Origin of the sequence: Xanthobacter aminoxidans (assembly GCF_043193615.1) — a bacterium.
GTDB lineage: Bacteria > Pseudomonadota > Alphaproteobacteria > Rhizobiales > Xanthobacteraceae > Xanthobacter > Xanthobacter aminoxidans.
The window spans coordinates 785,183-797,813 of record NZ_JBAFUS010000002.1; the positions used below are offsets into that span (position 1 = coordinate 785,183).

The following is a 12,631-nucleotide window of genomic DNA, read 5'->3' on the forward strand; positions in this document are numbered from 1 at the left end:
CCGGCAACGGAGTTTGGCTCGGGCGCAACGTGATGTGGCTGTCCGCACTTTTTCCCTTCCCCGCCGAGCCCCTCCCCACCATCGAGGGCAAGGGCGTCTATCTGCGCGTGCCGCAGATGAAGGACTTCGTGGCGTGGCGGACCCTGCGCGACATCAGCCGCGGCTTCCTCACGCCCTGGGAGCCCCTGTGGCCGGCCGATGACCTCACCCGCGGCGCCTTCCGCCGGCGGCTGCGGCGCTACGCCCGCGACATGGTGACGGACGAGGCCTATCCGCTGTTCATCTTCCGCCGCGCGGACGATGAACTCGTCGGCGGTCTCACCCTGTCCAACGTGCGGCGCGGCGTGTGCCAGGCGGCGAGCCTCGGCTACTGGATGGGCGCGCCCTATGCCGGGCAGGGCTACATGCGGGCGGCGGTGACGGCGCTGCTGCCGGTGGCCCACGACGTGCTCCATTTGCGCCGGGTGGAGGCGGCCTGCATGCCCCACAACCAGGCCTCCATCCGCCTGCTTGAAAGCTGCGGCTTCACCCGCGAGGGCTATTCCCGGGAATATCTGTGCATCAACGGCACGTGGGAGGACCACATCCTCTTCGCCCGCCTGAAGAGCGACCCCATCGCCCGGCTCGTGCCGCGCGGGGACACCCTGGCCACCCGCCTGAGCCGCGTGCCGCCGGCGGCACAGTAGGGGGCACGCGCGCTTCTTCGCGACGGGGACGCGATGAACCACCCTCGCGCCCCGGACGCATGCAGCGCCAGCGGAATGCGAGCCGGGGCCCAGCGCAAGAGTTCGCCGCTGGCGCTTCCTGACCCCACCGCCCTCGCATTTTGCCCCGCTGCGCGGGGACTCTTGCGCTGGACCCCGGATCCGCGCTCCGGCTGCACCGTCGCTTGTCCGGGGAACGGGGCGCTTCGCGCCCCCCCTCACTCCCCCTTGGGCAGGGCGAACACCGTGAGCTGCCCGCCCAGCGCCGTATACTGGTTCAGCGCCGCATAGGCCTCGTTGGCGCCCGAGCCGTCGCCGGGGTCGCTGAGGCCGGCGGCGAGGCCGATGCCGGCCCAGCCGCCGACGCCGGAGAGCACGGCCACATATTGCCGGCCGCCCTGCATGAAGGTGGTGACGTTGCCGACGATGCCGGAGGGCGTCTTGAAGCGGTACAGCTCCTGGCCCGTCTTCGCGTCCACCGCCTTCAGCCAACCTTCCAGCGTGCCGTAGAAGACGATGCCGCCCGCCGTCGCCAGCGCCCCCGACCAGACGGAGAACTGCTCCGGCTTCGACCACACGGCCTCGCCCTTCAGCGCATCCCAGGCGAGGAAGGCGCCGGTGCTGCCCGCGGTGCCGGGGGCGGGATGCATGGAGAGGGTGGCGCCCACATAGGGCTGGCCGGGCACGTAATCCACGTGGAACGGCTCGTAATCCATGCACATGCGGGTGACGGGCACGTAGAACAGCCGCGTCTGCGGCGAGAACGCCGCCGGCTGCTGGTTCTTGGCGCCCAGCGACGAGGGGCAGATGCCGGTGTAGGTGACATCCTCGCCCTCCCGCTCGGTGGAAAAGGCGGGGTCGCGCTTCGGGCGGCCGTAGGCGGGGCTTTTGGGGTCGAGATCGAAGCCGCTCGCCCAGTTTGCCGTGGTCTCGTATTTCCCCGCGCGGAGCAGGGCGCCGGTCTCGCGGTTCAGCGTGTAGGCGAAGCCGTTGCGGTCGAAATGGGTGAGGAGCGGGGTGGGTTTCCCGTCCACCTCCTGCTCGGTGAGGATCATCTCGTTGACGCCGTCATAGTCCCACTCGTCGTGGGGGGTCATCTGGTAGACCCAGCGGGCGACGCCGGTGTCCGCGTCGCGGGCGATGATGGTGTCGGACCAGCGGTTGTCCCCCGGCCGCTGGCTGGGGTTCCAGGTGGCCGGGTTGGCGGTGCCGTAATAGACGAGGTTGAGCTTGGGATCGTAGGCGAACCAGCCCCAGGTGGCGCCGCCGCCGATCTTCCACTGGTCGCCGGACCAGCTCTTGAGGGACGAATCCTTGCCCACGGGCTTGCCCAGCTCGGTGGTCTTCTCCGGATCGAACAGCATCTCCGCATCCGGCCCGGTGCTGTAGGCGCGCCAGACGAGGTGGCCGTCCTTGAGGTCATAGGCGGAGAGGTGCCCGCGCACGCCCGCCTCGGCGCCGGAAATGCCGACGATGAGCTTGTCCTTCACCGGCATGACCGTGGCGGTGTTGGAGGCGCCCAGCGCCGGATCGCCGTTGGCCACCGACCAGCGCTTCGCTCCCGTCTTCGCGTCGAGCGCGACGATGGTGGTGTCCGCCTGATGCAGGAAGACGAGGCCGTCCGCATAGGCGAGGCCGCGATTGACGAGATCACAGCACATCACCGCCGCCACGTCCTTCTTCTGCCGCGGCTCGTATTTCCAGAGGATGCGACCCTCGTTCTTGAGATCGAGGGCATAGACCACATTGGGGAAAGGGGTGTGGACATACATCACGTCCCCCACCACCAGCGGCGCGCCCTCGTGCCCGCGCAGCACGCCGGTGGAGAAGGTCCACGCCACCTGGAGGCGCCCCACGTTGCCGGCATCGATCTGCTTCAGCGGGGAATAGCGCGTGTTGGCGTAGTCCACCGTCTGCAACACCTGCTCCGCGCCGGTGGCGGTGCGCGCCAACACGTCGTCATTGGCGAGGGCTACGGCCGGGAGGAACGCGAGGAGGAGGGCGGGGAGGAGGCGTGTCATCGTCGAAGGCAGTCCGGGTGTCGTGACGCAAACAGGCGCGAAGGTCTCCCCCGCGCCCGCAGCATCCTCGCCGCACGCCAGCGACGCAACCGCGCCGCAGGGGCAGGCGTGGTGCGGCCTATCTCCCCTCTCCCCTTGCGGGAGAGGGGCCGGGGGTGAGGGGGGCGGGCCTGACCGCTAGTCCCAGAAGCCGGTTCTGCCGAGGGCATACCCCTCACCCCAGCCCTCTCCCGCAAGGGGAGAGGGGGCGTGCCGGCGCATTTCGAAACAACCGCGCCTCCGCCCCTCAGGGCGTCATCGCCCGGCGTGTCCGGGCGATGACGGTGGTCGGCCTCCCCTCTCCCCTTGCGGGAGAGGGGTTGGGGGTGAGGGGTGTTTCCCCATCCGTTGCGCACTGTGACGGCCGTGCCGGACCCCTCACCCGTCTCGCGGCTGCGCCGCGGTCCACCCTCTCCCGCAAGGGGAGAGGGGGCACCGCTGGTTTCGGGGAGGCTCAGCCCGGAACGACCGGGCCGATGGAGGCGTCGATCAGGCTCATGCGCCGCTCCCGCGCATTCACGAAGCGGAAGTAGATGACCTTCACGAGGTCCATCACCAGCGTCCACACCAGGCAATAGGCCCAGACCACGCCGATGAGCAGCCACGGCAGAGCCGGCATGAACCAGCCGAAGGCGCACATGAAGATGGCGAAGATCTGCGTGCCCATCACCGCCGCCAGCACGGGCAGGCTGGGATAGGGCGGGCGGAACAGCGTGCCCTGCACCCGCGAGACGAAGAACAGCAGGTGCCCGCCGGCGCACAATTGCAGGAACAGCATGGTCTGGATGTGCGACAGGTCCATGGGCAGCCGCGCCATGAGTTCCGGGCTCTTCATCCAGAACATGCCGAGCATGACGATGCCGAAGCTCTGCACCAGCGCCATGATGCCCATGATGGTCGAGAAGGAGAGGATGCGCTGCATGTTCCAGCGCACCGGTGAGTCCTGAACCTTCACATTGTCATAGGCGATGGTCATGATCGGGATGTCGTCAAGCAACGCCATGACGACGATCATGATCGCGGTGAGCGGCATGAAGTCGTAGACCAGATAAACCAGAACCACCACCAGCATGATATTCAGTGTCATGGCGATGCGGTAGTAGATGTAGCTGGTGATCCGCTCGAAGATCGCCCGCGCCTCCATGATGGCGTTGATGATGGTGGAGAGCCCCGGCGCGGTGAGGATGAGCGCCGCGGCGCTGCGGGCCGCGTCCGTGGCGCCGGAGACGGCGACGCCGCAATCGGCCTGCTTCAGGGCGGGGGCGTCGTTCACGCCGTCGCCGGTCATGGCGACGATGTGGCCGCGCTCCTGCAAGGCCTTCACGATCTGGAACTTGTGCTCGGGGAAGACGCGGCCGAAGCCGTCCGCCACCTCCACCGCGCGGGCGGCGTCGATGGCGATGTGCTCGGGGCCGGAATCCTGGCCGAACACGTCGCTCGCGACCAGCAGATGATCGCCGAGGCCGAGCTGGCGGGAAATCTCGCCGCCGATGGCCACGTCGTCGCCCGTCACCATCTTCACCGAGACGCCGAGCGCCTTGGCCCTGGCGATGGTCTCCGCCGCGTCCGGCCGGGGCGGGTCGAGCATGGGCAGGAGGCCGAGCAGCGTCCAGGTCTTGCCGTCGTCCGAGCGGGCGACGCCGAGCGCGCGGGTGCCGCTGCGGGCGAGGGTTTCCACCGCGTCGAAATAGCCCTTCGCATCGGCCTCCGAGAGGCCGCACTGGGCGGCGATGGCCTGCGGCGCGCCCTTGGCGAAATGCACGGTCTTGCCGTCCGGGCCGGTGACGCTCGCCACCGTCTTCTTGCTGACGGGATCGAAGGGCGTGAAGTCCACGCTCTTGTAGCCGTCCAGCACCTTCGGGTCCTTCACCGCGGCGATCACCGCCTTGTCGATGGCGTCGTCGCTCTGGCGCTGGGAGGCGAGTGCGGCGCCGAGGATGAGGTCGTCCGGCGCGGCCTTGCCCCACGGGATGGGCGCCTGGAGGGTGAGCTGGTTCAGTGTCAGAGTGCCGGTCTTGTCGGAGCACAGCACGTCCACGCCCGCCAGCTCCTCGATGGCCGAGAGGCGGGAGACGATGGCCTGCTGCTTGGAGAGCGCCAGCGCGCCCAGCGCCATGGTCACGGACATGACGGCCGGCGTCGCCACCGGCACCGAGGCCACCAGCAGCACCAGCACGATCTGCACGATGGCGCCGGCGTGCTGCCACTCCCAATGCCCGTCGGCGATGATGTCGCGGTGGACCTGCGCCACCACCAGCACCAGCGCCAGCGCGGCAGAGAGGATGATGAGGAAGTCACCCATCTGGATGACCGCCTTCTCCGCGTGCGACTTGGCGCCGGCCGAGGCGACGAGCTTCGCGGTGCGGCCGAAGAAGGTGGCGTTGCCGGTGGCGGTCACGAGGGCCGTCATGGTGCCCTGCCGCACGATGGAGCCGGAATAGCCGCTGTCGCCCACCGCCTTGGAGACGGGAAGCGACTCGCCGGTCAGCGCCGCCTGATCGACGGAGAGATACTTGCCCTCGATGAGGAGCAGATCGGCGGGCAGGGTCTCGCCGCCGGCGACGCTCACCACGTCGCCGGGCACGAGGGCGGCGGTGTCCACCGTCATCCACTTGTTGTCGCGCAGCACGCGGGCCTTGAGCGCGAGACCCTTCTTCAGCGCGGCCAGCGCGCTCGCGGCCTTGCTGTCCTGCCAGAAGCCGACGATGGCGTTGTAGATGAGCAGGCCCATGACCACGATGAAATCGGGCCAGTCCTGCCGGATGAGGGAGAGCAGCGCCGCCGCCTCGATCATCCAGGGGATCGGCCCCCAGAAATAGCCGACCAGCTTCTCCCACCGGCTGTCCTCATGGGCGACGATGGCGTTGGGGCCGTATTTCGCCTGCCGTTCGGCCGCCTCGGCGGCGGTGAGGCCCTTGGGCGAGGCGCCGAGTTCGGTGAACTTGGCGGCGATGGCCGCCGCATCCAGCCGGACGGCGCCGGAGGACGATCCCGCCGCCGGCTTCGCGGCGGGGGCCTCGGTGGGAGCTGCGGCGGCGAGGGCTGCGCTCTGTGCCATTGGACTTCTCCCGGTCAGGCGGAACGGGTGAGCGCCAGCGTGTGCTGGGCGATCATCAGTTCTTCGTTGGTGGGGATCACGAAGGCCGCGACGGCGCTGTCCGCCGTGGTGATGCGCGGCCCGTTGGCGGCATTGGCCGCCGGATCGAGGATGAGGCCGAAGGTGGCGAGGCGCTCCAGCACGGCGGCGCGCACCTTGGCCGAGTTCTCGCCGATGCCGGCGGTGAAGACGAGCGCATCGAGCCCGCCCAGCACCGCCGCATAGGCGCCGATGAACTTCACGAGGCTGTAGACGAAATAGTCCACGGCCAGCCTGTCGTCGGCCGCCGCGCTGTCCTGAAGCACCCGCATGTCGGCGCTGTCGCCGGAGAGGCCGAGGAGGCCGGACTGGCCGTAGAGCAGCTTTTCCAGCGCCTCGGGCGTGTAGCCGGCCGAGCGCAGCAGATAGAAGATCACGTCCGCCGGCACGTCGCCGGAGCGGGTCGCCATGGGCAGGCCGGTGAGGCCGGCGAAGGCCATGGAGGTCTCGACGCTCCTGCCGTCCAGCATGGCGCAGACCGAGGCGCCGCCGCCGAGATGGGCGGCGATGACCCGCCGCGCGCCGGGGGCGACCTTGGGCACCTGCCGGCTGATATAGTCGTAGGAGATGCCGTGATAGCCCCAGTGCCGCACGCCGGTGTCGCGCACGGCCTTGGGCAAGGCGTAGATCTGCGCCACCTCCGGCATGGTGCGGTGGAAGGAGGTGTCGAACACCGCCACCTGCGGCAGGCCGGGGAAGGCCTCGGCAATGGCCCGCGCGCCGCGCACGTTGAACGGCTGGTGCGAGGGTTCCATGGCGGACAGGCCGTCGAGATAGTCCAGCACCTCGGGCGTGATCTTCGCCGGGCCCTCAAACCGCGTGCCGCCGAGCACCACGCGGTGGCCGGCCGCCACCACCTTGATGTTGGCCTCGTGCTGCTCCAGCCACTGGACGATGTAGCCCAGCGCCTCCTTGTGGCTCAGGGCATGGCCGGAGCCCCATTCGTGGGCATCGATGGGCTTGCCGTCCGGCTCCTTGGCGATGAAGTGGGGATCGCCCGCCATGCTGTCGATGCCGCCCCGGCAGAGCAAAGGCGGGTCTTCCGCGTTCGACGTCCCATAGGCGCCGAACTTGAGGCTGGTGGAGCCGGAATTGACGACGAGAACGGCGTCGGTCATGGCAGCCTCGCTCAGTCGGCGGTGTGGGGAAGGATGGCGTCGGGCGTGCGCTTGAGCGCATCGGCGTAGATCACCGCCGCGGCGGCGGAGAAGCGCCGGGCCTCGGCGCTGTCGGCGCGGCTCGTCAGCATCACCGGCACGCGGGCGCCGACCACGAGGCCGGCGCTCTGGGCGTCGGCCATGAAGCCGAGGTTCTTGTAGACCATGTTGCCGGCCTCGATGTTGGGCACCAGCAGCACGTCCGCCGTGCCGGCGACGGGCGAGACGATGTGCTTCACCTGCGCCGCCGCGGCATCCACCGCCGCGTCCAGGTCGAGCGGGCCGTCCACGATGCCGCCGACGATCTGGCCCCGGTCGGCCATCTTGGAGAGGATGGCACCGTCGAGGGTGGCGGGCATCTTGGTGTGCACCATCTCCACCGCCGCCAGCACCGCCACCTTGGGCGTCTCGATGCCCAGCGCCTTCGCGAGGCCGATGGCGTTCTGGCAGATGTCGCGCTTCTGATCGGTGTCGGGGGCGATGTTGAGCGCCACATCCGTCACCAGCACGCGGCGGGCATAGGTGGGCACGGACATGATGGCGCAATGGCTGAGCAGCCGGCCGGTGCGCAGCCCCGCCTCCTTCGCCATCACCGCATGAAGCAGCACGTCGGTGTGAAGGCTGCCCTTCATGAGCGCCCCGACCTCGCCCGCGCCGGCCGCGGCGGCGGCCTTGGCGGCCGAGTCTTCCTCGCTCGTGGTGGAGACGATGCGGGCGCCGGAAAGATCGAGGCCGCCGGATGCGGCGATGCGGCGGATGTCCGCCTCCGGCCCGAACAGCACCGGCATGATGAGCCCGGCGGCGGCGGCATCGAGCGCGCCGGACAGGGCATCAAGGCTCAGGGGGTGGACCACGCCGGTGGGCAGGGGATCGAGCCCCTTGCAGCGCTCCAGCAGCGCCTCCAGCCGGTGCTCGGGCACGCTGACGCTGATGGCCTTCTCGGGCGCGGCCACGGTGATCTGAGCGGTGGCGACGATGGCGCCGGAGGGCGCCGTGATCGCGCCGTCGAGGCCGAGCGTGCGGTCTGCGGCGTTGGTGTCGCGCACGATGAGGGAGACGGTAAGCGGCACGTCGGCCGGCAGCGGCGCGGCGATGCGCACGCTGGAGGCGCGGATGGCCGCGCCGGGGCCGGGCAGGGCCGTGCCCACCAGGGCGGCGAACAGGGAGGCGGCAAGGCCGGCATCCGCCTGACCCGACCCGGCGCCGGCGAGCATGCCGGCATCGCCGAAGGCGGCGCCCCAGGCCCGCAGGTCCGGTGTGCGGATGATGCGGGTGGCGGACGCACTGTCGCCCGCTTTGATGTCCTCGAACAGATGATTGGCGATGGTGGGCACGAACATGCCTCCTCGGGCGCGTCACTGGGAGGGAAGGCGAGGAACAGGCGGGCCGGGGAATGGAGAAGTCCGGGCGCGGCGCGGGGGATGCGCCGCGCCCGTCTTCCCGGCTCAGACGGCTGCGGGGAGGTTCTGGCCGGGCACGGGGGCCGGCGCGGTCTTCACCGCTGCCAGCGCCACGGTCTTCGGCGCCGAGACGCCGAGGATTTCGGCCAGGCGTTCCACCAGGGCCCGCTCGCCGGAGGTGTAGGTGCCATCCGCCGTGGCGACGCCGACCACCTTGTTCACCAGATCCTGCCGCTGGCCCGGATCTGTGACCAGACGGGCGATGGCCTCCACCGCCTTCTCCCGTTCCAGGAGCAGGATGTAGAACTGGTCACGCACCAGCGTCTTGAACTCGGGCAGCGAGAGCTGCATCAGCTTCTGCCGCGTCTCATTGAGCGAGCTGGCGGCCGCCTCGTCCAGCGCGCGTGTCACCGAGAGCACGTAGAGCGAGGCGCGCACCAGCGCCTCGTTGAAGCCGCCTTCGGCCACGCGGTCGCGGAACTCGGCGATCTTGCGGTCGCGGAAGGCTTCCTTCTGCGGGCTGTTGGCCGGCAGCTCGCGGACCTTCCCGTCGAGGTTGAGCCCCAGCAGGCCGTGCAGCACCGGCGAGCCGTAGACGGCGAAGAAGGACTGCTCCACCGCCCGGTCGCGCATATCCCGCCAGCCGTCGAGGGCGGCGTTGATCTGGTCGGACCAGAAGTTCTGCGCCGTGACGAAGGGATTGGAGGCGTCCGCCGGCTTGCGGGCCGTGGTGACGTCGGCGGCGAGCTTCTCCACCCCCTTCATGAGCGGGTTGGTATCCGCGAACAGGGAGTAGGAGAGCCGCAACGGATTGAAGCGGAACAGCGCATCCGCGAGCTGCGGCGTCGCCATCGCCTTCACGACGGGCTGGAGGAAGGTGCGATAGAGCGAGTGGTTGATCTCCGACACCCGCCGCGCGGCGGCGAAGGCGCGATCGTCCTCCACGCTGTTGCGGCCATAGGCGCGGATGTCGTCCAGCGAGCGCAGCTCGAAGCGCGAATGCCAGGCGGGACCACCGGCCTTCACCTGCTCCTCGGAGGCCGGCTCGATGACCAGCTCGTAGAGGCCGGGGGGCAGGCAGTCGATGAGGTCCATGAGGCGCACCAGCTCCTCGTCCTCCTTCGCTCCCACCTTGGCGGAAACGAAGATGGCGAGGTGGCCCACCTTCTGGTTCATGCAGTAGACGATGGTGCGACCCTCGGCGCGGATGTCGTCCACGTCCCTGTAGAGGTCGACGATCCAGCCCAGCGTCTGCGGCGGCGGGGAGATGTTGTCGCCCTGCGAGGTGAAGACGATGACCGGCGAGGAGATGTTGCGCAGGTCGAACACCTTGCCGTCGGTGGAGCGCACCTCGTTGCGGGTGAGCTTGTCGCCGATGAAGAATTCATCGACCAGGAACTGGATCTCGTCGCCGTTCAGCTTGATGAAGTCGCCCCACCACTTCTCGAACTCGAGATAGCGCGGGCCTTCCGTATCCACCTTCGACCAGACGTCATACTGCTTGCCCCACAGCCAGTTGGCCGGGTTCAGATTGTCGAAGTTCAGGATCAGCCAGGTGCCGTCGAACTTGCCGCCGCTGAGGTCGCTGATGAGGTTGGTCAGCCACGAGCCGCCGAGCAGGCCGCCGGAATAGCGCATGGGGTTCTTGCCGTGCACGCCCTGCCAGTAGGACATGGGCGAGCCCGCCACCATGCAGGGGCCGAACAGGTCCGGCCGCAGCATCGCCACCATCAGCGTCTGGTAGCCGGCCTGGCAATTGCCGATGGCGAAGGTGGGCGGCGCCTCCGGATGCATCTGCCGGATCCGCTCGAAGAAGGAGACCTGACCTTCCACCACGTCGAGGAAGGTCTGCCCCGGCTCCGGCTCGGCGGCGAAGCCGATGAAGTAGACCGGATGCCCGGTGCCCAGCGCCTCGCCGATCTCGCTCTCGGTCTTGAACCCGCCGATGCCCGGCCCCTGCCCGGCGCGCGGGTCCACCACCACCACCGGCCGCTTCCGCGGGTCCACCACCACTCCGGCGGGGGGGACGATGCGGGACAGGGAGTAGTTGATCGGCCGCGGCAGCGCCCGCCCGCTCACCAGCACCTCATGGTCGAAGGAGAGCACCGTCGCCATGGGTCGTGAGGTCATATCGTGCTGCTCGTTCCCCCTCCGGCGGAGGAGGTCGAGGAAGAGGACCTGGCGCTGGGCGGCGTCCACGAGGTAGGCGCCGAGAGGTCCGCCCTGACTCGCACCTGAACCCATGCCGAACTGTGGGTTGAATGCCGGTGAAAGTCCCTTCTGGAATGCCGACATCGCGGCATTCGGGTCGAACCGCAGCAGGTTCTGGAAGGGGGAAAGGACAGGGGAGGGGGCAGGCGTATCGGCGGCCATGACGGGCTCCCGTCTCTCGCCGGCCCAACGATTGCGACAGGCCGGACGTTGCTTTCGCACGTGCGAATGGCCGCAGCTAAGGTCCCGTCTCTCCCTCGGGTCAATTCCGTTGATCTACGGGTGCGGGAGCATCCGTATCTATCCGGAACGCCAGCGAAATTTGATGTGGCGCAAGAATGGCGTGCATTCTGCTGCACTGCAGCCAGAATTGAGGTTGGCCGCTACCGAAAGCCGGCGTGCACCCTTGCCATTGCTGGATTGTCGAAATGGCGCCGAGAGCAAAGTTTGCCCTGCAGCGGTAGGGCGCCCCGGCGCCCTACTGGTCCTTGGGCTTCAGGAAGGACAGGAGGAAGTTCTCTTCCTTCTTGGGACCATGCTTCAGCTCGGCCACCACCACCATCTTCTTCACTTCACCGCGTTTGAAGGCGGCAAGGAACTTGTCGTAGTCCTTGACCGACACGCAGCCGTTGGAATCTCCACGCGGACCAAGGAGATAGGGGTGGGCGAGGATGCCGGCGCGGCCGTACATCCGGCCGGTTCCGATGGGATTGAGGCGCACCGCCTCGATGCCGTGGAACAGGGATTCGCGCATGGTCAGCTGGTAGGTGTTGGGCGGGGTCGGGCCCACCATGCGCTTGTTGACGGCACGCACGTCGTCGAAGGTATCGCCGTAGCCAGAATGGGCTTCCAGCCGATCCCCGTTCGGCATGTAGACGACCTTGGCCTTGATGTCGTAGATGGCATAGCCGCTGCCGGGCGTGGGCAGCGCCGGCTCATCCTCTGAGAGCGTCGGCGTCTCTGGAGCCGGGGCCTGGCTGCCGGGGACGGCAGAGGGCGTGTCCGTCAGGGAGGCGTCGGGCAGGGACGCGTAGGCGAGGCGCTGGTTCGGCATGGCCGGCTTGCGCAGGGGCAGAGGCACCGCGCCCTGGTCAAACTGTTCCAGCGCCTTGATTCCGTCCGCGGCAGCCACCTGGTTCCGGTTCAGCGGATTGGCCATGGGCAGCGGCACGACGCGGCCGGTGAGGCGCGCGGAATTGTCCGACGGTCCAGGCCCGGCGGCAAAGGACCGGCCATCAATGGCCACGTTGGTCAGGTAGATGCTGCCCGGATCGACGCCCAGCGCGCCGGAGCCGACGACGAGCGAAATCTCGGTCACGGTCGTTCCCGCGGCCGCCATGCTGAGCTCGCGGACGAGGGGGCGGTTGACGATCTGGGGCGGCGGTGCGGAGACGCCGAACGCGAACGAGCCTTGCGTGTACCAGACGGCCCCTGCGGCAACCATCAGGCCGGCAACGACGCCCGTGCCGATGCCGACGAGGGTGCCGCGGCGGGACGTGCTGCGCGGCCGGGGATCCGAGGCGTGGGGGTCGTAGTCGGAGGCATCGACCTCCTCCTCGTGGACATGCGGCGTCCAGTGCCAGTCGGCCCGGTCATGCCAGTCGGCATGGGGATCAGCGTCGTCGCGGTCCCATTCACCGTGGTCGCGCAAGCCTGCGTCATGGCCCGCGCGCGCGTCATGCTCGCTCGCGTCGTCCTGCCAAGCCGCGTATTCCTGCCGGTCCGAGTGCCTCATGGTCCCCGCTATCAGCGCTGCCGGTCGGTACCGGCTCCGTTCGTCCATCGCAGGGTCCCTCGGTCTAACGCATCGCACAAACCTTGCCCGGTTCGGATCTTCTCCGACCGACCACCGGCTCTGAACGCTGCGCCCGCGCGGCCCCGCCGCACATTCCCGCCAGCCCTGCAACCTTGCCGAAATTCGGTTTCTTTTCCCTTTACGCCCCACGCTAGACCAGATCACGAC

General features: G+C 68.9%; 7 protein-coding genes. 1 reads left to right on the forward strand and 6 read right to left on the reverse strand.

The window, feature by feature from the left end; all coding sequences use genetic code 11:
• The first annotated feature begins 32 nt into the window (after window positions 1-32).
• On the forward strand, window positions 33-686 hold the full coding sequence (locus V5F74_RS12705) for a GNAT family N-acetyltransferase (protein WP_029558920.1): 654 nt from the start codon (window positions 33-35) through the stop codon (window positions 684-686).
• A gap of 236 nt (window positions 687-922) precedes the next feature.
• Here the strand turns inward: V5F74_RS12705 and V5F74_RS12710 are convergent, their stop codons facing one another.
• The 6 genes from V5F74_RS12710 to V5F74_RS12735 all read right to left on the reverse strand — a co-directional run bounded on the left by V5F74_RS12710 (window position 923) and on the right by V5F74_RS12735 (window position 12,403).
• A complete protein-coding gene (locus V5F74_RS12710; RefSeq protein ID WP_394008397.1) occupies window positions 923-2,725 on the reverse strand; it encodes a methanol/ethanol family PQQ-dependent dehydrogenase in 1,803 nt (600 codons plus the stop codon).
• A gap of 493 nt (window positions 2,726-3,218) precedes the next feature.
• The gene (locus V5F74_RS12715) at window positions 3,219-5,822 is read right to left on the reverse strand and encodes a plasma-membrane proton-efflux P-type ATPase (protein ID WP_394008399.1); all 2,604 of its coding nucleotides are present in this window, start codon (window positions 5,820-5,822) and stop codon (window positions 3,219-3,221) included.
• A 14-nt stretch (window positions 5,823-5,836) separates the two neighbouring features.
• The gene (locus tag V5F74_RS12720; protein ID WP_394008401.1) at window positions 5,837-7,018 is read right to left on the reverse strand and encodes an acetate/propionate family kinase; all 1,182 of its coding nucleotides are present in this window, start codon (window positions 7,016-7,018) and stop codon (window positions 5,837-5,839) included.
• An 11-nt stretch (window positions 7,019-7,029) separates the two neighbouring features.
• A complete protein-coding gene (locus V5F74_RS12725) occupies window positions 7,030-8,397 on the reverse strand; it encodes a bifunctional enoyl-CoA hydratase/phosphate acetyltransferase (protein ID WP_394008403.1) in 1,368 nt (455 codons plus the stop codon).
• A gap of 105 nt (window positions 8,398-8,502) precedes the next feature.
• Entirely contained in the window at window positions 8,503-10,830 is a 2,328-nt protein-coding gene (locus V5F74_RS12730) for a DUF3141 domain-containing protein (RefSeq protein ID WP_394008405.1), read from the reverse strand.
• Between the two features lie 316 nt (window positions 10,831-11,146).
• On the reverse strand, window positions 11,147-12,403 hold the full coding sequence (locus V5F74_RS12735) for a DUF2778 domain-containing protein (protein WP_051679299.1): 1,257 nt from the start codon (window positions 12,401-12,403) through the stop codon (window positions 11,147-11,149).
• Between the last annotated feature and the right edge of the window lie 228 nt (window positions 12,404-12,631).

Coding starts and splice junctions, on each gene's coding strand:
- V5F74_RS12710 (WP_394008397.1), bottom strand. CDS start 2,725: ATGACACGCCTCCTCCCCGCCCTCCTCCTCGCGTTCCTCCCGGCCGTA.
- V5F74_RS12715 (WP_394008399.1), bottom strand. CDS start 5,822: ATGGCACAGAGCGCAGCCCTCGCCGCCGCAGCTCCCACCGAGGCCCCC.
- V5F74_RS12720 (WP_394008401.1), bottom strand. CDS start 7,018: ATGACCGACGCCGTTCTCGTCGTCAATTCCGGCTCCACCAGCCTCAAG.
- V5F74_RS12725 (WP_394008403.1), bottom strand. CDS start 8,397: ATGTTCGTGCCCACCATCGCCAATCATCTGTTCGAGGACATCAAAGCG.
- V5F74_RS12705 (WP_029558920.1), top strand. CDS start 33: ATGTGGCTGTCCGCACTTTTTCCCTTCCCCGCCGAGCCCCTCCCCACC.
- V5F74_RS12735 (WP_051679299.1), bottom strand. CDS start 12,403: ATGAGGCACTCGGACCGGCAGGAATACGCGGCTTGGCAGGACGACGCG.
- V5F74_RS12730 (WP_394008405.1), bottom strand. CDS start 10,830: ATGGCCGCCGATACGCCTGCCCCCTCCCCTGTCCTTTCCCCCTTCCAG.